The 19,391-nt window shown below is 71.4% G+C and carries 16 protein-coding genes; 11 read left to right on the plus strand and 5 right to left on the minus strand.

Going from position 1 to position 19,391, the window contains the following annotated elements:
- Positions 1–1,096: 1,096 nt before the first annotated feature.
- The 5 genes from FRADC12_RS11340 to FRADC12_RS11355 all read left to right on the plus strand — a co-directional run bounded on the left by FRADC12_RS11340 (position 1,097) and on the right by FRADC12_RS11355 (position 6,538).
- Positions 1,097–1,843, plus strand: coding sequence for a copper chaperone PCu(A)C domain-containing protein (locus tag FRADC12_RS11340; RefSeq protein WP_045876619.1), 747 nt, complete (start codon positions 1,097–1,099; stop codon positions 1,841–1,843).
- A 116-nt stretch (positions 1,844–1,959) separates the two neighbouring features.
- Positions 1,960–3,471, plus strand: coding sequence for a DNA repair protein RadA (radA, locus tag FRADC12_RS11345; RefSeq protein ID WP_198152864.1), 1,512 nt, complete (start codon positions 1,960–1,962; stop codon positions 3,469–3,471).
- Between the two features lie 305 nt (positions 3,472–3,776).
- Positions 3,777–4,856, plus strand: a complete 1,080-nt coding sequence (gene disA, locus FRADC12_RS11350) for a DNA integrity scanning diadenylate cyclase DisA (protein ID WP_045876620.1) — start codon at positions 3,777–3,779, stop codon at positions 4,854–4,856.
- A 330-nt stretch (positions 4,857–5,186) separates the two neighbouring features.
- Positions 5,187–5,774, plus strand: coding sequence for a cell division protein SepF (sepF, locus tag FRADC12_RS34865; protein WP_084010596.1), 588 nt, complete (start codon positions 5,187–5,189; stop codon positions 5,772–5,774).
- Entirely contained in the window at positions 5,687–6,538 is an 852-nt protein-coding gene (locus FRADC12_RS11355; RefSeq protein ID WP_502685306.1) for an HhH-GPD family protein, read from the plus strand. Before sepF ends, FRADC12_RS11355 begins: the two co-directional genes overlap by 88 nt.
- 19 nt (positions 6,539–6,557) lie before the next feature.
- On the opposite strand, the gene FRADC12_RS11360 is transcribed toward FRADC12_RS11355, so the two are convergent.
- The 5 genes from FRADC12_RS11360 to pstS form a co-directional block, all read right to left on the minus strand.
- Positions 6,558–7,394 carry a response regulator transcription factor gene (locus FRADC12_RS11360; RefSeq protein WP_052710850.1) on the minus strand — a complete coding sequence of 279 codons (837 nt, stop codon included), beginning with the start codon at positions 7,392–7,394 and terminating at the stop codon, positions 6,558–6,560.
- Positions 7,395–7,396: 2 nt separating this feature from the next.
- Positions 7,397–8,173: a phosphate ABC transporter ATP-binding protein PstB gene (pstB, locus tag FRADC12_RS11365; protein ID WP_045876622.1), complete on the minus strand. Its 777-nt coding sequence runs from the start codon at positions 8,171–8,173 to the stop codon at positions 7,397–7,399.
- 97 nt (positions 8,174–8,270) lie between these two features.
- The gene (pstA, locus tag FRADC12_RS11370; RefSeq protein ID WP_045876623.1) at positions 8,271–9,338 is read right to left on the minus strand and encodes a phosphate ABC transporter permease PstA; all 1,068 of its coding nucleotides are present in this window, start codon (positions 9,336–9,338) and stop codon (positions 8,271–8,273) included.
- Complete coding sequence (locus tag FRADC12_RS11375) at positions 9,335–10,516, minus strand: PstC family ABC transporter permease (RefSeq protein WP_045876624.1); 1,182 nt, start codon at positions 10,514–10,516, stop codon at positions 9,335–9,337. The genes pstA and FRADC12_RS11375 overlap by 4 nt, the downstream gene beginning before the upstream one ends.
- Before the next feature lie 281 nt (positions 10,517–10,797).
- Entirely contained in the window at positions 10,798–11,916 is a 1,119-nt protein-coding gene (pstS, locus tag FRADC12_RS11380; RefSeq protein WP_045876625.1) for a phosphate ABC transporter substrate-binding protein PstS, read from the minus strand.
- Positions 11,917–12,648: 732 nt separating this feature from the next.
- Here pstS and FRADC12_RS11385 point away from each other — a divergent pair.
- The 6 genes from FRADC12_RS11385 (at position 12,649) to FRADC12_RS11410 (ending at position 19,340) form a co-directional block, all read left to right on the plus strand.
- Positions 12,649–13,011: a hypothetical protein gene (locus tag FRADC12_RS11385; protein ID WP_084010597.1), complete on the plus strand. Its 363-nt coding sequence runs from the start codon at positions 12,649–12,651 to the stop codon at positions 13,009–13,011.
- Positions 13,012–13,094: 83 nt separating this feature from the next.
- Positions 13,095–14,501, plus strand: a complete 1,407-nt coding sequence (proS, locus tag FRADC12_RS11390; RefSeq protein WP_045876626.1) for a proline--tRNA ligase — start codon at positions 13,095–13,097, stop codon at positions 14,499–14,501.
- 323 nt (positions 14,502–14,824) lie between these two features.
- A complete protein-coding gene (locus tag FRADC12_RS11395) occupies positions 14,825–15,688 on the plus strand; it encodes an amidohydrolase family protein (RefSeq protein WP_045876627.1) in 864 nt (287 codons plus the stop codon).
- 108 nt (positions 15,689–15,796) lie between these two features.
- The gene (locus tag FRADC12_RS11400) at positions 15,797–18,013 is read left to right on the plus strand and encodes an acyl-CoA dehydrogenase family protein (protein ID WP_045876628.1); all 2,217 of its coding nucleotides are present in this window, start codon (positions 15,797–15,799) and stop codon (positions 18,011–18,013) included.
- A gap of 163 nt (positions 18,014–18,176) precedes the next feature.
- Complete coding sequence (locus FRADC12_RS11405; protein ID WP_052710851.1) at positions 18,177–18,833, plus strand: TetR family transcriptional regulator; 657 nt, start codon at positions 18,177–18,179, stop codon at positions 18,831–18,833.
- Positions 18,834–19,064: 231 nt separating this feature from the next.
- Positions 19,065–19,340: a hypothetical protein gene (locus tag FRADC12_RS11410; protein WP_232303736.1), complete on the plus strand. Its 276-nt coding sequence runs from the start codon at positions 19,065–19,067 to the stop codon at positions 19,338–19,340.
- The last annotated feature ends 51 nt before the right edge of the window (positions 19,341–19,391 follow it).

Here is a 19,391-nt window from a genome sequence, read left to right on the forward strand (position 1 = left end):
CGCATCGCTGCAGGTCAGACGCATGCTGGGTCGCGTTGATCCAGTAGCGTCCTCGGGCCGGCGCACCGGAGTGTTCTGACCACTCTCCGCAGACCGCGAACACCCCTCGGCGCGGGCTCGCGCCGAGGGGTCCCGGACCACCGGCCGAACTGACCGAACTGTCCGAACTGCCGCCCGACCTGCTGAAACGCGCGCCACATCGGCCGGGTCGACAGGCACCCCAGTCCGCCTGCGCCAGGCGGACCGCCGGTTGGCCCGCCGCCCTACCGTCGCAGCTGGATCTCCCCGCGGGCGCTCGGCGCGCCGCGGAGATCTCGAACACGGCGAACACTTCGGCGCGCCGCATTCTCCGGGGCGCACGCGGCCTCGGGCCAAGGGACCGAACAGGCCGGCAATACGGTCGCGGGGTGTAGCTAGGAGGTTGACAAAACCAGGATTTCTGTGCCGCGCCGCCCAACCACTGGTCAGGCCCATCGCCGGATCCGGTTGCCCGAGCGCTTCTTGATCGGTCGACGTCATCGGCCCCGTCATCGAACAGCCCGATCCACGACCACGGCAATCGGCCCGGAATGAATCGAGTGGGCCGGTCCTGACCGAGCCGTTCCAGACCCTGGCAATCGGCCCGCCACGCCGGCACCCGGGTCCCTGGCCCGGCACCCGGGTCCCTGGCCCGGCACCCGGATTCAGCGGCCCAGCACCCGCGCCACCAGGCTGACCACCCGCGTCGCGACGACGAGTCACACCTCCTGGCCGCGGGTCCCGGTCGCTCGCAGCCACTAGGCATGACTCACCAGATCCAGCACCGCCGCCTGGCGCACTCACCCGCCCGACCCGCCGGATGGTGACACGGGGGTAGGTAGAAGGCACAACGGGTCAGTTTTCCCGGCCGGCGGGGAGGTTGGGATCACACCGCGCCCGTTGGAAGCGCCAGCGCGAGGCGCGTGCGGATAACAGGTGGCTAGTCTTAGCGCCGAGCAGCCCAAGGCGCCCCCCGCGCGGCCGTGGCACCGGCCCGGAAGGTCCCACGGCTGCACCACTGGACCAGCGTGGGCGCCCATCCGGGTGCCGGCGCCCGCACGACAGGAGTCACCGAGCCGTGAGCCGCCGTCTGGGGGCGCGCAGCGTAGCCTTCCCGCGCCGTCCCGCTGTGTTGCCCACCCTGCCCACCTCCCGCGCCGTTTCGGTCGATCACGGCCAGACGCGGGACCGGGCCGCCGCCCATCCGCTGCGGCGTGGCGCGGTGACGCTGGCTGCCGCCGCGTTGCTGGGCGCGCCCGCGCTCGCGGCCTGCGCGAGCGGCAACGACGCGATGACCAACCTCGCGCGCACGACGACGAACACCGCCAACGGTGCCGTCGGCACGATCAACCTGCGCAACGTCTACGTGGCCGGCCCGGTCAGCCAGGGCGGCGATGCCCAGGTGATCTCGGCCCTCTTCAACGGCGGGACCCAGGACGACTCCCTGGTCGCCATCTCGTCTCCCGACGCGACCGGCGGCACCCCGGGCAGCCCGGCCACCCTCGCGCCCGCCGGCGGCCAGATCTACATCGCCAACGGATCCGCCCCGACGCTGACCGGCCTGAAGAAGAACCTGGCGATCGGCACCGCGACGAAGGTGACCTTCACGTTCGCCAAGGCCGGCGCCGTCACCCTGGACGTGCCGGTCGAGGCGCCGCTGCCGGGCGCCTCCGCCGCGCCGTCGGTGACCGCTCCCGCGACGACCGCCGCGGTGACCCCGACGGCAACCGGCACGGCCCTCGCGGGCGTCACGCCGACCGCCGGCGCCACGGCGACGACCGGGATCACCCCGACCTTCGCGTCGACGGCCACCGCCACTCCCTGACCCACGGCTCAAGCTGAGCCACCGGCCCGCTGGGAACAGCGACGCACCGCGAGCAGACCGGCCGGCTGAGCAGACCGGCCGGCTGAGGAACCAGGCTGGCCCCGCGCCGGCCAGACATGTCGGACCCGACGGCTACGGTCAGCGGCATGGTGGTTGTGGGCTCCAGCGGCAGTGGGTCGGCCAGCAGGCGGGCGGCCGGCAGCGGCGCGTCCGGCCGGTCACGGGCCGACGGCGGCTTCCGCTGCGGTGAGTGCGGGGCCGAGTCGATCCGGTGGGCCGGCCGATGCTCCCGTTGCCAGGCCTGGGGCACGCTGGAGGCGCAGAAGGCGGCGCCCCGCCGGGCGGCTGTAGCGGGCTCGGGCGCGACCGCCCCGGCGACGGTGACGACACCGGCCAAGCCGGTCACCGAGGTCGACCCGTCGCCCGCGGCGCGCAGGTCGACCGGTGTCGACGAGCTCGACCGGGTGCTCGGCGGCGGTGTCGTCGCCGGCGCCGTCATCCTGCTCGCCGGCGAGCCCGGGGTGGGCAAGTCGACGCTTCTGCTGGAGGTCGCGGCGCGCGGTGCCCAGGCCGGCCATCGGGCCCTCGTCGTCACCGGTGAGGAGTCGGTCGCCCAGGTGCGGCTGCGCGCCGGGCGCACCGGGACGCTGCACGCCGACCTGTGGCTGGCGGCCGAGACCGACCTGGGCGCGCTGCTCGGCCACGTCGAGGAGGTCCAGCCGACGCTGCTGGTCGTCGACTCGGTCCAGACGATCTCCTCGGCCGGGGTGGACGGTGTCGCCGGTGGCGTCACCCAGGTCCGCGAGGTGGCGGCCGCGTTGATCCGCGCGGCCAAGGCGTTGGGGCTGGCGACGATCCTGGTCGGGCACGTGACGAAGGACGGCTCCGTCGCCGGGCCGCGGCTGCTGGAGCACCTCGTCGACGTGGTGCTGCACTTCGAGGGCGACCAGCAGACCGCACTCCGGATGATCCGTTCGGTCAAGAACCGGTACGGGCCGACCGACGAGGTCGGCTGCTTCGAGATGAACGAGAACGGGATCTGGGGCATCGCCGATCCCAGCGGCCTGTTCCTGTCGCGGGGGGCGACGGCGAGCGCCGTGCCCGGCGTCTGCGTCACCGTCATGGTGGAGGGGCGCAGGCCGCTGGTGGCCGAGGTGCAGGCGCTGGTGGCGCCGCAGAGCCATGGGCGCGGCGGCGGAGCGGGGGCGCCCGCTCCCCCGCCGCCCAGGCGGGCCGTGTCCGGGCTCGACGGCTCCAGGGTCGCGATGATCACCGCGGTGCTCCAGAAGCGCTCCGGCTTCGGGATGCTCGGTGGCGCCGACATCTTCACCGCGTCGGTCGGCGGGGTACGGCTGCACGAGCCGGCCGCCGACCTGGCCGTCGCGCTCGCCATGGTGAGCTCCGCCCAGGACCGGCCCGTCCCGCCGGACCTCATCGCCCTCGGCGAGGTCGGGCTCACCGGCGAGATCCGCGCGGTCAGCGGGGTTGAGCGCCGGCTCGCCGCGGCCGCGCGGCTCGGCTTCCGCCGGGCCCTGGTTCCTCGGATGTCCGGGATGATCCCGGATGGCATGACGGTGACCGAGGCGACGGACCTGAATACCGCGATCGCGAACATGTACAACGGATAGCGCGAAGGACGACAGAGCAACCCCGCTTGTGCCGCTTCCGGCGGGCTTCCGGTTACCCGCACCGATCCGCGTCCCGGTCACAGCGCTTGGAAATCCTCGGACGCCCGGTTCGATTCGGCCTCAAGGTCACCACAAACAGCGCATTCAGCCAGATGCTCAACGGCCGGCCGGAGTACCTGAGCCGGAGGCCGTCCGTAGTGGTACCGAGCGCCTGGATACGATTACCACCGCGGCAGGAGATCACCCCCGGTCGACGAGACATAGTGGGTCGTCCCGAGGGTCTCGGTAGGGAGTAGGGGAACCTGATGGCAGGACCACCCGGGGATGACGCCTTCCGGGCCACACTGGCCGCCGTGGCGCCGGGAACCCCCTTTCGGGACGGCCTCGAGCGCATCCTCCGCGGCCACACCGGCGCGCTGATCGTCCTCGGCCACGACAAGGTCGTGGAAGGGGTCTGCACCGGCGGCTTCCAGCTGGACGTGGAGTTCTCCGCGACCCGCCTGCGCGAGCTGGCCAAGATGGACGGCGCCATCGTCGTCTCCACCGACCTGAACCGGATCGTGCGGGCCGCGGTCCACCTGGTGCCCGACCCGACGATCCCGACCGAGGAGTCCGGCACCCGCCACCGCACCGCCGAGCGGGTGGCCCGCCAGACCACGCTGCCGGTGATCTCGGTGAGCCAGTCGATGCGGATCATCGCGCTGTACGTCGGCGGCCGCCGCTACGTGCTGGATGACTCGGCCGCGATCCTCTCCCGGGCGAACCAGGCGCTGGCGACCCTGGAGCGCTACAAGCAGCGCCTCGACGAGGTCGCGGGCACGCTGTCCGCGCTGGAGATCGAGGACCTGGTCACCGTCCGGGACGCGATCTCGGTGCTGCAGCGCCTCGAGATGGTCCGCCGGATCGCGGACGAGATCGAGGGCTACGTCGTCGAGCTCGGCACCGACGGCCGGCTGCTGTCGCTGCAGCTCGAGGAGCTGATGGCGGGCGTCGAGACCGAGCGTGAGCTGACGGTGCGCGACTACCAGCCCGTCGGCGCGAAGGTCGGCTCCCCGGCCGAGGTGCTCACCGACCTGGCCGCGATGTCCGCCACCGATCTGCTGGACCTGACGGCGCTGGCCCGCGCGCTCGGCTTCGGCTCGGGCGCGGACGCGCTGGACCGCCAGATCAGCCCACGGGGCTACCGGATGCTCGCCAAGATCCCCCGCCTTCCCCGGCTGATCGTCGACCGTCTCGTCGACCACTTCACCACCCTGCAGAAGCTGCTCGCCGCCGGCGTCGACGACCTCCAGGCGGTCGAGGGCGTGGGCGAGACCCGCGCCAAGGCCGTCCGCGAAGGCCTGTCCCGCCTGGCCGAGTCCTCCATCCTGGAGCGCTACGCCTAGCTCCGGGCACGACGAGGCCGGTCCTCCCGCCGGACGGCTGGCTGGCTGGCTTCGCCAAGCAGATTGGCATTTTGGCCCGCCGAGGGATCCTGCTGGCCAATTACACGCAGCTACGATTCGGCCGGGGCTGGCCGCCGATCAGGGGGCGAGCGGTCGCTCCGGCGTCCGTTATGCGGCGTATGTCTGGGCGCCTCTTCTAGATCACCGAGGCTCTCCCGAATTGGCCAGCAGGGTCCCGAGGGTCGCGATGTCACCTCGCGCCCGATATTTACCTTTTATCCATTCGTGTCATTGCAGCGCGGCAAGCAGTGCGAAACCGACGATTGCGCCATGACGCGCACCAGCAGTGCGACGCCTGATGAGCCCGAGGTAGTCGTCGTCCGCCGCTACAACGACGCCCGGCTCGTCGGCGAGGCCCTCCGCGAGCGAGGTATCGTTCTCGTGGATCTACGGTCTCTTGACGACGAGACCGACGGCCGGCGAATCCTGGATTTCTGCGCCGGCGCCGCGTTCACGATGCTGGCAAGCGCCGGAGCTGCGTCGGCGCTACGCCGACTAGCCTCCGTGACCGTCAGGGTCGGTGAGCTCGCGGCCACGGCGCTGAGGTCCGGCAGGCCGGCGCAGCAACGGCCTGCTAGCCGGCCGGGGCCGTACTGGCACGATGGTCAACGATGGATCGCAATCAGGACGCACGCACCCCGGCAGCCGCCGCGCACCCGCCAGCCGCGGACGTCGTCGGGGTCGACGCCGCCGGTGCGACCGGCATCGTGCGCGCAGCGGCCGTCGGCGACCAGCCATTCGCCGAGCCGGTGCTGGAGTGGTTCGGGCTGGTGGCCCGGGAGCTTCCGTGGCGGCGGCCGGAGGCTGGGCCGTGGGCGGTGCTGGTCAGCGAGGTCATGCTGCAGCAGACGCCGGTGAACCGGGTACTGCCGGCCTATGAGGCCTGGCTCGCCAGGTGGCCCGATCCGGCCGCGCTCGCCGCCGAGCCGTCGGGCGAGGCCGTACGGATGTGGGGCCGGCTCGGCTACCCGCGTCGGGCGCTAAGGCTGCACCAGGCGGCCACGGCCATCGTCGAGCGCCATGGGGGCGCTGTCCCGGACAACCTCGACGATCTGCTCGCTCTGCCCGGCATAGGCACCTACACCGCGCGGGCGGTGACTGCCTTCGCCTTCCGGCAGCGGCAACCCGTCATCGACGTAAACGTCCGCCGCCTGGTCGCTCGGGCCATCGAGGGCCGGGCCGAAGGGCCGGTGGCCGTCAGCCGGAAGGATCTGGACCTCGTCGAGGACCTGCTGCCGGCCGACGCGGAGACGGCGGCCCGGGCCAGCGCCGCGTTCATGGAGCTCGGCGCGCTGGTCTGCGTCGCACGGGCGCCGCGGTGCTCGGGCTGCCCGGTCCGGAAGCGTTGCGCCTGGCTGCTGGCCGGCAGCCCTCCGGCCGACGGCCCGGCCCGCAAGCCGCAAGGCTACGCCGGCACCGACCGCCAGGTTCGCGGCCGGCTGCTCGCCGTGCTGCGGGACGCCGACGGCCCAGTCGACGCCACGTTGCTGGACGCTGTCTGGGACGAGCCGGTCCAGCGCGACCGGGCGCTGCGCGGCCTGCTCGACGACGGCCTCGCCGTGGCCCTCGCCCCCGGTGTCTTCGCCCTTCCCGGCGGCACCCCAGCCGGTTCGGCTCGGTAGCCCGCCCCGGCCGAGGCCGTCAGGATGCCGGGACATGGTAGCGGTAGCCGACGCCGCGGACGCTCTCGATGGACCACGGCGTCTCGGCCGTGTCACCGAGCCGGCGGCGCAGCCTGCGGACGTGCACGGCGAGGGTGTTGGAGTCCATCTGGGAGGTGCCCCAGACTAGCTCCAGCAGGCTTTCCCGGGGCACCACCCGGCCGGCCCGCTCCAGCAGCACGCGCAGCAACCGGAACTCCCGCGGCGGCACGGCCACCGGCGTCCCGTCGACCCGCACCTGGTGAGCGCCGATGTCGAGCGACACCGCACCCACCCGCAGCACCTCCGGGTCGGTCTCCCCCACCGGGACGCCGGCCCAGCCGCCGGCCTGTGCGGCCGGTCGAGGCCGGCCCGGTCCCAGGGCCGAAGCATCCGCAGCACCGCGCGCCGTAGCAAGACCGTCCGCCGGCAGGCCGGCCAACGCGAGCACCTCGGCGACGAGATAGGGCTTGGCGACGCAGGCACTCGCGCCGGCCTCCAGGCCGTCGGCGGCCTGGGCGAGGTCGTCCGGCCCGAGGCCGAGCAGGATGGTCACCTCGCCGCGGCCCCGCATCGCCCGCAGCGCCCGGACGACCCCGATACCGTCGAGCACCGGCAGGTTCGCGCCGACGAGGACGACGGAGGGAACCAGCCGTCCGGCCTCCAGCAGCGCGAGAGCACCGTCGCCGACGACCCGGACCTCGGCACCCCGGGCGGCGAAGGCGGCGACGAGGGTGTCGTCCACCTCCGCGTCGGCGACGAGCACCACCGCCGTCGCCGCGGCCGAAGCCGCGGCGGGCGGCGCATCGGGTGCTCCCGCCTCGACGGGCAGGGGCATGCTCAGCCGAACCGTCCGGAGATGTAGTCCTCGGTCCGCTTCTCCGTCGGGTTGCTGAAGATCTTGGTGGTCTTGTCGTACTCGATCAGCTTGCCGGGCTGGCCGGTCGCCTCCAGCGAGAAGAACGCGGTCGCGTCGCTCACCCGGGACGCCTGCTGCATGTTGTGGGTGACGATCACGATCGTGTAGCTGTTCTTCAGCTTCTGGATGAGGTCCTCGATCGCGAGGGTCGAGATCGGGTCGAGCGCGGAGCACGGCTCGTCCATGAGCAGCACCTCGGGCTCGACCGCGATGGCGCGCGCGATGCACAGCCGTTGCTGCTGGCCGCCCGAAAGGCCGGCGCCCGGCCGGCCGAGGCGGTCCTTGACCTCGTCCCAGAGGTTCGCGCCGCGCAGCGACTCCTCGACCCGCTCGTCGAGCAGCGCCTTCTTGCGGACGCCGTTGAGCTTCAGCCCGGCGATCACGTTCTCGTAGATCGACATGGTCGGGAACGGGTTCGGCCGCTGGAAGACCATGCCGACCCGGCGACGCACGTTCACCGGGTCGACCCCGGGGCCGTACAGGTCCTCGCCGTCGAGCAGGACCTTGCCCTCGACGCGAGCGCCCGGGATGACCTCGTGCATCCGGTTCAGGGTGCGCAGCACGGTCGACTTGCCGCAGCCGGACGGGCCGATGAACGCGGTGACGTTCTTCGGCTCGATGGTGAGCGCGACCTGCGACACGGCCTTGAACTTGCCGTAGAAGATGTCGATGCCCTGGATATCGATTCGGGTCGCCATTGCTACCTCTGCTACCTGAGCCGCCGGGGCTCGCTCGACACGACGGTGAGTTCGGGTTGGGTCCGGGAAGGAATCGGGCTGAGCATTCCCCGGCCCGTCAGGCCTTGGCCCGGCGCGACACGAGCCGGGCGATGAGGTTGAGCAGCATGATCAGGATGATCAGCGTGAGCGCGCCGGCCCAGGCACGGGCAATCGCGGACGCCTGCGGCTTGGTGGCCTCGGTGAAGATGAAGATCGGCAGCGACGACTGGTGACCCACGAACGGGTTGGAGTTGATGTAGTCGTTGCCGAAGATCGTAAGGAGCAGCGGCGCCGTCTCGCCGGCCACCCGGGAGATGGCCAGCATGACGCCGGTCACAATGCCGGGCAGGGCGGTCGGGATGACGACCTTCATAATCGTCCGCCACCGCTCGATCCCGAGGGCGAAGCTCGCCTCACGCAGCTCGTTCGGGACGAGCTTGAGCATTTCCTCGGTCGAGCGGACCACCGTCGGGATCATCAGGATGACCAGGGCGAGCGAGCCCGCGAATCCCGTCTGGTGCTGGTGCAGCAGCAGGATGTAGAAGGCGAAGATGAACAGGCCGGCGACGATTGACGGCAGGCCGGTCAGCACGTCGACGAAGAAGCTGATCGTCCGGCTCAGCCGGTTCCGCCGGCCGTACTCGACCAGGTAGACCGCGACGAGCACGCCGAACGGGATGGAGATCAGGCTGGCAAGGCCGATCTGCTCGAGCGTTCCGATCAGCGCCGCGTAGACCCCACCGCCGGCGTCACGGGCACTGATCCCCGCCATCGAGTGGGTGAGGAAGCTGATGTCCAGCCGGCTGGCGCCCTTGACGAGCACCTGGACCAGAACCGCGACCAGCGGGACGAGCGCCAGCAGCAGGGTGCCGAAGATGATGGTCCGCGCGAACCGGTCGACGGCGCGGCGGCCGCCCTCCACCAGAGTGGAGGCGATCGTCTGACCGATCCCGTAGAGCAGAATCGCGATCAGCCCGGTCTGGACCTTGCCCTGGATCGACGTGGCGAAGTACAGCACCAGGGCGACGGCGATCGCGCCGACGGCGACCGCCGGCAGCACGTACGCCGGAAGCTGGTTGCCCTTGAGGTGCAGATGGTCGTCGGACGGGGCGCCGGCCGGCGCCTCTGCGGTCGCAGTGGTCACGTGGCGCTCCCGGAGAACTCGGCGCGCCGGGCGATGACCGCGCGAGCCGCCATGTTGACGATCATGGTGACGATGAACAGCACCAGACCGGAGGCGATCAGGGCGCCGCGACCGTTGTCGTTCGCCTCGCCGTACGCGTTCGCGATGTTCGCGGCGATCGTGTTTCCGGCCGGCGTCAGGACGCGCCACGGGATGTTGAACGATGCGGGCAGCACCAGGGCGACCGCGATCGTCTCGCCCATCGCGCGGCCGAGGCCGAGCATCGCACCGCTGATCACGCCGGGCTGGCCGTAGGGCAGCACCGCGGTACGGATCATCTCCCAGCGGGTGGCACCAAGGGCGAGCGCCGCCTCCTTGTGAGCCGTCGGCACCTGCCGGAACACCTCACGCGAGATGGCGGCGATCGTGGGAAGGATCATCACGGCCAGCACCACGCTGGCGACGAAGATGCCTCGGCCGACGGTGCCCGCACCGTGCGTGTTGAAGATGCCGATGTTGTCCGGCGCCTTGGCGATGCCGGCGACGATGCCGACGAGGAGGCCGAGGACGCCGCCCGTCGTGGCGAACGAGCCGGAGGTCCCGCGGCCCACGAGACGCTGGACGACGAAGCCGATGATCGCGCCGGCGAGCTCGGGCCAGGGGAACCAGAGCAGGTACTGGTTCATCCAGGACTCGACGCCGACCATGTGTGGCACGAGGATGACCAGGCCCCACAGCCCGTAGACGACGCTGGGCACCGCGGCGAGCAGGTCCACAACGTAGGCGATCGGGTCGGCGACCCGGCGCGGCGCGTAGTTCGTGATGCAGAGCGCGATGCCGACCCCCACCGGCACGGCGAGGAGCATCGCGATGGCCGCGGTGATGACCGTTCCGGACAGCAGCGCGGCGATGCCGAAGACCGGCGGGATGTCGTTCGGGTTCCAGGTCTTCGTGGTGAAGAAGTCGCCCTTGTTCGCGCCCAGCGCGCCGGTGGCCTGCACAACGAGAAAAACGGCGATGGCTGCGATGAGAACTAGCAGCCCAACGCCGCAGGCCCGGGTCAGGTTCTTGAACAGCGAGTCGGCGAGGCTGACCTTCGCCTTGCCGCCCTCGGGTGTGATGGGAGGATGTGGCTCGATGCCTTCAGGCCCCCCCGGCCCAGCAGGACCGCCCGGCTCGATGGCCGGCTCTGTCGTCATCGTCCCCTCCTAGTCAGGTGGCTGGATCGACCCGTTCTCGGCCGAGTTCACCGGGTCCAGCCCATCGTCTCCCCGGTCCGCCCGGTCCGCCCGGGCCGGCCAGGCCGGCCCGGGCGGAGATGGCTCCGGCCGCGCTGGGCGGCCTGGTCCACGCGGGCGGTCGGCCGAGGCCGACCAATGTGCCCGGCCGCGACCGGGGTGCGGACACCCCGGCCGCGGCCGGACGGACAACCATCGACGCGAGACGAACCCGCGCCTTCAGGGAGCCGCTTGGTTCGGTGTTACGGGAGGGTGGCGATGACCCCGCGGACCTTGGTGGCCAGCGAGGAGGGGAGCGGAGCGTAGCCCACGTCGACGATCGAGGACTGGCCCGCGTCGGAGGTGGCGTAGGTGAGGAAGGACTTCACCAGGCCGGCCTTCGCCGGGTCCTGACCCGCGGTGCAGACGATCTCGTAGGAGATCAGGTAGATCGGGTACGCGCCGGCGACCTTGGCCGAGTAGTCGAAGGTGACCTTGAGGTCGTTGCCGTCGGCCACCGTGGCGCTCGACAGGCCCTTCGACGCCGCGGCCGTGCTGGGCTTGACGTACTCGCCGTTCGCGTTCTTGATCTCGGCGGTCGGCAGGCCCGCGTTGTCCGCGTAGGACTGCTCGACGTAGCCGATGGCGCCCGCGGTCGACTTCACGACGGAGGTGACGCCGTCGCTGCCCTTGGCGCCCTGGCCGCCCGGGGCCTTCCAGTCCGAGCTGTGGTCGGTCGGGTAGTCAGCCGGAGCCGCACCGTGCATGAACTTCGAGAAGTTGTCGGTGGTGCCCGAGCTGTCCGACCGGTGGATGGCCTGGATCGGGGTGCTGGGCAGGGAGACGCCGCTGTTCTCGGCCTTGATCGCCGGGTCGTCCCACTTGGTGATCGTGCCGGAGAAGATCTTGGCGACCAGCGACGGCGACAGCTTCAGCGTCGAGACGCCGGACAGGTTGTAGATCAGGGTGATCGGGCCGGCGACGGTCGGGATGTCGATGGCCGAGCCGCCGGTGCAGACGGCGTCCGCCTGGGCCTTCTGCGGGTCCGCGAGCGCCGAGTCGGAGCCAGCGAAGTCGACCTGCTTGGCGATGAAGGCGTTACGGCCCGCGCCGGAGCCGACCGACGCGTACTGGATCTGCGCGCCGGAGCACTTCGCCGTGTAGTCCTTGACCCACTGGTCCATGGCGTTCTTCTGCGCCGACGAACCCGAGCCGCTGACGCTCCCGGTGGCGCAGCTGATCGTCGCGGCCGACGTGCCGGCGGCCGACGGAGTCGAGCCGCTGGCGTTGTCGCTGTTGTTGTCCGAGCCACAAGCCGCGACCCCGAGCAGCGCCGCGACGGCGATGCCGGCAGCGGCGGACTGACGCTTGCCTACCTTCACGAGTAGCCCTTCTGAATGGCGCCCGAAGGCACCTGCCCCCAGCAGTCCGATCCGGACCACCGGTGGAACATCGAAGCGGGCCACGATGAACCCAGAATGAACAAACCCGAACACAAACCAGACACACACTGGAACACCTACCCGTATGCGCTGATCCATCGGCAAGACGGCCAGTCGATCGCAAAATCGACTACGAACGGTAACCGAACGGTTTTGTTCACCTACGGTCGGACCACTGATCGACTACGTTGAGCGCCTCGACCGCCACCCCGCACGGCCCGGCCTGCGGCGGTCGAGCAGCCCACGCTGGCCGCCCGCGACGCCGGTTCGGGGGCAGCCGCCCGCGCGGGACGGACCGCCAGCCCGCTTTTCCAGAGACACACCGGGCGGCGGTTGAACAGCTACGCAACGCAACCGACGTGGGCAGAGCGCTGCCCAGCGCCCCAATCGCCCCGAGTTCGCCCTTCACCGATCACCGATCATGGTTGATTGCTGTCGAGCAAGGTCGTTGTAGCTGACAGCATGCGTCTTGTAGCCGCTGGTCATGGAGGCGATGACGACTCCGACCGGCACCGCCACGACGCCTCGCCCCGCGGTCGGATCCGCGCCCCGGGACTCCCCCGCAGGGCGCGGGCCCGGACCGGGGACCGGCGCGGCCCGGCGGCGCCGGACCGGCCGCGGCCGCGCGGTGACCGAGCACGGGGCCGGCGCCCGCAGGCAAAGGAGACATTGATGAACGACACCGCCGCCGGCGCCGGTGACCTCAAGAACGGAGACGACATCGAGGAGCTGGACCCCGAGCCGAGCCACCTGGCCGAGCTGCCGCGCTCGCTCGCCGTGGTGCGGACAGCTCGCGAGGGGAACGCCGTCGAGCACCGGCTCCTGATCTCGCCCGGCGCGACCGCCGCCGACGTCACCGCGGCGATGATCCTGATGCCCCCGGCCGCGGCCCTCGTCGGCCACCGCGGCGCCGGCGACGTCGCGCTCGTGTTCCACGAGCCGGTCGGCCTTGCCACCGGCGCGGCGCTCTGGGCCGCCGGCGCCGGCGTACCCGGGCCCGGGAAATACCCAGACCAGGACGACGACCGGGCCTGACGCCGCGGGGCCGCGCTCCTCCGGTTGCCCCAGGCACGCAGGGCAATCGCTCGGACGGCTGGTGTGGGCAATATCGTGGACGCGTGGCCGTACTGACGCTTCGTTCCGACGACTTCCCCCGCTGGTACCAGGACGTGATCGCCAAGGCCGAGCTGGCCGACAACGGTCCGGTCCGGGGGTCGATGGTGATCCGACCGTACGGCTACTCGCTCTGGGAGCGGATGCAGGCCGACGTCGACGCCCGGATCAAGGCGGCCGGCGCCGTCAACGCGTACTTCCCGCTGTTCATCCCGGAGAGCTACCTACGCCGGGAGGCCGAGCACGTCGAGGGGTTCAGCCCGGAGCTCGCGGTCGTCACCCATGGCGGTGGCAAGGAGCTGGAGGAGCCGGTCGTCGTCCGGCCGACCAGTGAGACGGTCATCGGCGAGTACATGGCGAAGTGGACCCAGAGCTACCGCGATCTGCCGCTGCTGCTCAACCAGTGGGCGAACGTCGTCCGCTGGGAGCTGCGGCCGCGGCTTTTCCTGCGCACCAGCGAGTTCCTCTGGCAGGAGGGCCACACCGCACACGCCGACCAGGCCGACGCCGCCGCCTACGCCCGGCGGATCGCACTGGAGGTCTACCAGGACTTCATGGTCTCCGTGCTGGCCATGCCCGTCTTCGTCGGGCGCAAGACCCGCAAGGAGCGCTTCGCCGGCGCGATCAACACCCTCACCTGCGAGGGCATGATGGGCGACGGCAAGGCGCTGCAGATGGCCACCAGCCACGAGCTCGGCCAGAACTTCGCCCGTGCCTTCGACATCGACTACCTCGGTGCCGACGGCGCCCGTCACCTGGCCTGGACGACCTCGTGGGGCTCGTCGACCCGGATGGTCGGCGGCCTGATCATGGCCCACGGCGACGACGCGGGCCTGCGCGTCCCGCCGCGGCTGGCCCCGACCCAGGTCGTCGTCCTGCCGGTCCGCGACGACGAGAAGGTCGTGGCGGCCGCCACCCAGGTCCTCGACGCGCTGAAGGCCGCCGGGGTGCGGGTCGCGCTGGACGCCCGGCCGGGGCTGTCGTTCGGCCGCCGGGTCACCGACTGGGAGCTCAAGGGCGTGCCGGTCCGCGTCGAGGCCGGTCCGCGCGACCTGGCGGTCGGCAACGTCACCCTGGCCCGCCGCGACACCGGGGAGAAGGTCACCGTCCCGCTCGCCGAGGCGGCGGCCCGCGTCCCGGCGCTGCTCGACGACGTCCAGTCCGGCCTCTACCAGCAGGCGCTCGCTCTGCGCGACTCCCGGACCGCCGATGTCACCTCGCTCGCGGACGCGATCGAAGCGGCTGCCACCGGCTTCGCCCGGCTGCCCTGGCGCCTGGTCGGCGACGAGGGCGAGGCCCGCCTCGCCGCCGAGTCCCTGACCGTGCGCTGCATCCAGAACCCCGACGGCACCTACCCCACCGGCACGGATGACATCGACGACCTCGTCTGCCTGGTCGCCCGCGCCTACTGACCCGACCGGACGGCCAACGGGCCGATCCCAGCGCCCACGGGCCCGGCCGCGACACCAGCGGTCGGGCCCGTGGCGTCTTCGCCTGCCGCGCGCCGAACTCACCAGTAGAACACGATTTCGCTCCGACGACGCCTGCCTGTACGGCAACCCTTGACTGTCATGAAACGCAATTTCAGACTGGGCCCAGGCTGGACGGGGCTGGGGCGAGAGCAGGGGCAGTCGCGGCGTCCGGGAACCGGCCGGTGAGTCGGGCCCGCCCGGCCGGACTCGACCGTGGCCGCCGGCCCACGCCACGGCCTGGCACCTGTCGACGAGGATGTGAGATGGCGTTCCCCACCGGAGTCCCGATCATCGACACGATGATCGGCTTTCCGCAGCCCGGCACCTCGCAGTACGACTTCATCCGCCGGCAGCTCAAGGACGCCGAGTCCAAGGAGTTCGCCTTCCCGGCCGAGTACATGTTCAAGAACGTCCCGCACGACCTGCCGACCGACGACCCGGTGAGCGTCACGCTGCACGAGATGGACCGGTTCGGCGTCGAGAAGGGCCTGACCGGCTGCGCCGGCGAGTCCGCCCGTGTCGCGCTGAAGAAGTTCCCCGACCGGTTCGTGCCGAGTGGCAACATCAACGACCCGAACGACGTCATGGGCACCGTTCGCGCCATCGTCCGGGACTACGAGGAGTACGGCATCCGGGCGGTCGGGGCCTTCCCGTCCGGAACCTTCCCGCAGGTCGCGATCAATGACGAGAAGATGTACCCGGCGTACGCGAAGTGCGTGGAGCTGGGCATCGCGGTGTTCTGCTGCGCCGGCGTCCCCGGGCCGCGGCTGAAGCTCGAGCCACAGCGGGTCGAGCTGATCGACCAGGTCATGTTCGACTTCCCCGACCTCGTCTTCGTCACCCGGCACGGCTGCGAGCCGTGGACCGACCTGGCCGTGAAGCTGCTGCTCAAGTGGCCGAACCTGTACTACTCGACGTCCGCCTTCAGACCCAAGTACTACCCGAAGGCGATCATCGACTTCGCGAACACCCGCGGGGCCGACAAGATTCTCTACGCCGGGTACTTCCCGATGGGCCTCACGCTCGAACGGATCATGACGGACATGCCGACCGTGCCGTTCCGCGACCACGTGTGGCCGAAGTTCCTGCACGAGAACGCCCGCAAGGTCCTCAAGCTCGACGGGTAAGCCGCGCCGTCTCCAACTGGCTTTTTCCCTTCCGCTCGGGCCAGGCGCCGCGGCCACCGCCGACGGCGAAACCCGGGCGTCCGAACGCCGAGATCCCGAGGAGTCGCCATGTCGATTGGCCTGACGGAGGAGCATTCCGCGCTCGCCGCCTCCGTGCGGGGTTTCGTCGCCCGCCATGCCCCGTCCACCGCGACCCGCGCCGAGCTCGATCAGTACGCGGCCGGCAAACCCTTTCCGTGCTGGGACGGGCTGGTGGAGCTGGGACTGACCTCGCTGCACCTGCCCGAGGAGTTCGCCGGGGCCGGCGCCGGCTACGTGGAGCTGGCGGTCGCGCTGGAGGAGACCGCCCGCGGCCTGGTGCCCGGGCACCTGCTCCCGACGGTGCTGACCAGCGCCCTGCTGGCCCGCCACGGCGGCGACGACCTGCGCAAGCGGCACCTGCCGGGACTCGCCGCCGGGACGCGCGGGGCCAGCGCCCTGGCCGCCACCGGGCTGCGCGCGACACCGGCCCGCGACGGCGGCTACACGGTGACCGGAACGAGCGTCCCGGTGCTCGGCGCGGCCGGCGCCGAGCTGCTCCTGCTCGGGGCCCGGCTCGACGGCGGCGAGCTGTGGTTCGTCACCGACCCGGACGCGCCCGGGCTGCGGACCGAGGCCGCCACCGCCGTCGACCTGACCCGCGGGGTCGCCCGGATCCGGCTCGACGGCGTCCGCGTGGACGTCGAACAGGCGGTCGCCCTCGACACCGGCTCCGCGCGCACGCTCGCGGTCGTCCTCTTCGCCGCCGAGGCCGTCGGCGTCGCCCGGTGGCTGCTCACCACCGGTGTGGAGTACGTCAAGGTCCGCGAGCAGTTCGGCCAGGTCATCGGCTCGTTCCAGGCCATCAAGCATCGGTGCGCGCGGATGCTGGTCCGGGTCGAGACGATGTCGGCCGCCGCCTGGGACGCGGCCCGGGCCGTCGAGCAGGGCGACGAGCAGCTCGCTCTCGCCGCCGCCGAGGCGGCCATTCTGTGCCTCGCGGGCGCCACCGAGCTGGGTCTGGAGACCGTCACCCTGCTGGGCGGCATTGGTTACACGTGGGAACACGACACCCACCTGTACTGGCGGCGAGCGATGGCGCTCGAAAGCCTGGCCGGCCCCGTCTCGGCCTTCGAGCACCGGCTCGGCGAGCTGATCGGCGTGCCCCCGCGAGAAATCGCGCAGCAGTCCGACGGCTCCGGGCTGACCCGCGACTTCACTCTCGACCTGCCGGACGAGGACCCGGCGTTCCGGGCCCGGATCGCCTCCGTGCTCAGCGACGTGGCGGAACTTCCCGCGGCCGACCGACAGCGCCGGCTGGCCGACGAGGGGCTGGTTCTTCCGCACTATCCGCGCCCTTATGGCATCGCGGCCACGCCGCTGGAGCAGCTCGTCATCCAGCAGGAGTACGAGCGGACCGGCGTCGTCCAGCCGAGAACCGTCATCGGTGAATGGGCGATGCCGACGATCCTCGCGCACGGCACGGAGGAGCAGAAGGCGACGCTGGTGCCGGCGACGCTGCGCGGCGAGATCACCTGGTGTCAGCTGTTCAGCGAGCCGGGGGCCGGCTCCGACCTCGCGGCGCTGTCCACCAGGGCGGAGAAGGCCGAGGGCGGCTGGCGGCTGAACGGCCAGAAGGTCTGGAACTCGATGGCCGACCGGGCGGACTATGGCATCTGCCTGGCCAGGACCAGTCCGGACGTCCCCAAGCACCGCGGCATCTCGTATTTCCTGGTCGACATGAGAACGCCTGGCATCGAGGTTCGCCCGCTGCGCGAGGCAAACGGCAACTACCTGTTCAACGAGGTCTTCTTCAACGACGTCCTCGTGCCCGACGACCGGATCGTCGGTGAGCCGGGCAAGGGCTGGGCGCTGGCCCGCACGACCCTCGGCAACGAACGCGTAGCGATGGGCGGCCTGCGTGAGCTGCGGATGGACCTGCCCGCGCTCGCGGCCTCCGGTGAGCTGGCCACCGAGCCCGGCGACGTGCGGCGCGACATCGGCGCCGTGTACGCCCAGGCGTTCGCGCTGTCGGCGATGTCGTTGCGCTCGACGCTGCGCACCCTTTCCGGCCTGCGGCCGGGCGCCGAGGCCAGCGTCGCGAAGGTCGCGGCGAGTTTCCTGAACACCGACGTGGGGACGCGTGTCCTGCGCTGGTTCGGCCCGGCGGCCGCGAGTGCCGACGGGCCGGCGGCGGCCGCCGTCCACCAGTATCTGAGCATCCCGCCGCACCTCATCGGCGGCGGCACCATCGAAATCCAGCTCAACGTCATCTCCGAACGAGTTCTCGGCCTCCCGCGCGGCTGACGGCCCTCCGGTCGCGAGACCGGTCGAGCCGCGCCCAGCCAGTCGCTAGAACAGCGTTTCGAGTGTGACCTGAGACTCGCAACTGCCATGCGCCGGGCGCCGCCATAGCGTCCGGTGGCCCGGCCGAAGGGAATGGAAACCCGCTTCCAGGTAGCCTGGGAAGGTGGCGAAAGAGGAGACGCTGCCGCAGCCAGTGAGCACGATGACGGCCGCGCAGCTCGCGCGGCGCCGGCGGCTGACCGACGCGGTGATCGAGATGATCGACCAGGTGCCGCCGGACCAGCTCCAGATGCGCGACGTCGCCGAGCGTTCAGGCGTCGCCCTCGGGACGGCCTACCGCTACTTCTCCTCGAAGGACCACCTGCTGGCCGCGGCCTGGGCCGACTGGCACCGCCGGCTCACCGACCGGGTACGCGGCGAGGTCTCCCGTGACCACAGCAGAAGCAACTCCGGCCCCGGCACGGTGCCGTCCGCCGGGGCCTGTACCCGCGTCGTCAGCTTTCTGCACCGGGAGCTCCGGGCCTTTCAGCGCCACCCGAACTTCGCCCGGCTCGTCACCCACGTCGAGGTGGCGAGCGACCCGTTCGCGAGCGAGGAGCTCGCCGGTCTCGCCGACGACAACCGGACCGTGATGGCGGCCCTGATGAACGACGTGCCGCCGGAGGTGGCCCGCCCCGCGACGATCGCGATCAATGCGACGCTCGCGTCCGGGCTGGTCGCCTGGACGGCCGGCCGCCTCACCTTTCCCGATCTCGTCCGCCAGTTGGAGGACGTCACCCGCCTCGTTCTCGGCGGATACGACGACATTACGGCCGGCTAGGTTCCGGTAAACCGGCACGCACCGTCGGCTGACCGGCCGGGCCGGCTTCCAAGGGCCATTGAGCGGTCAGCTTCGAGACAACGAGGCCGTCAGCGTTCCGGGTACGTCCCGTCGACGCAGGGATTGCCATGTCGCAATCGGGACAAAACCGGATCCGGCGTTCGGGTTCTCGCCAGACTGGGCGAGCACCGTGAACGAGCTGGATAAGGGGAAAGACCCATGAGGATCCGCATGGCCGTCGCATCGCTTCTCGCGGTGGCCGCACTCGCGACCACGGCGACCGGGTGCTCCCAGAAGGCCCGGGAACCGGGCCGCGACGCGCCGGTCTCCAGCCACGACGACAGGCCCGCCCGGCTCATCAACATGCCGGACGGCTTCAGCAACGTCTCCGCCAAATGCGACGGGCCGAACATGGTCTACGTCGTGTTCCATTCCGACAGCGCGTACGGCTCGGTCGCGATCGCGCCGAACGACCCACGCTGCCGGATGGCCGGCAGCACCGGCTGACCCGCGCGACATCGCCGCCACCGGGGACGCCCCTGCCCTGCCGCTCAAAGC

Origin of the sequence: Pseudofrankia sp. DC12, from assembly GCF_000966285.1 — a bacterium.
Lineage (GTDB): Bacteria > Actinomycetota > Actinomycetes > Frankiales > Frankiaceae > Pseudofrankia.

Coding starts and splice junctions, on each gene's coding strand:
- disA (WP_045876620.1), top strand. CDS start 3,777: ATGGCAGGACCACCCGGGGATGACGCCTTCCGGGCCACACTGGCCGCC.
- FRADC12_RS11375 (WP_045876624.1), bottom strand. CDS start 10,516: ATGACGACAGAGCCGGCCATCGAGCCGGGCGGTCCTGCTGGGCCGGGG.
- pstB (WP_045876622.1), bottom strand. CDS start 8,173: ATGGCGACCCGAATCGATATCCAGGGCATCGACATCTTCTACGGCAAG.
- FRADC12_RS11385 (WP_084010597.1), top strand. CDS start 12,649: ATGAACGACACCGCCGCCGGCGCCGGTGACCTCAAGAACGGAGACGAC.
- FRADC12_RS11360 (WP_052710850.1), bottom strand. CDS start 7,394: ATGCCCCTGCCCGTCGAGGCGGGAGCACCCGATGCGCCGCCCGCCGCG.
- FRADC12_RS11395 (WP_045876627.1), top strand. CDS start 14,825: ATGGCGTTCCCCACCGGAGTCCCGATCATCGACACGATGATCGGCTTT.
- FRADC12_RS11410 (WP_232303736.1), top strand. CDS start 19,065: ATGGCCGTCGCATCGCTTCTCGCGGTGGCCGCACTCGCGACCACGGCG.
- FRADC12_RS11400 (WP_045876628.1), top strand. CDS start 15,797: ATGTCGATTGGCCTGACGGAGGAGCATTCCGCGCTCGCCGCCTCCGTG.
- sepF (WP_084010596.1), top strand. CDS start 5,187: ATGACGCGCACCAGCAGTGCGACGCCTGATGAGCCCGAGGTAGTCGTC.
- radA (WP_198152864.1), top strand. CDS start 1,960: ATGTCGGACCCGACGGCTACGGTCAGCGGCATGGTGGTTGTGGGCTCC.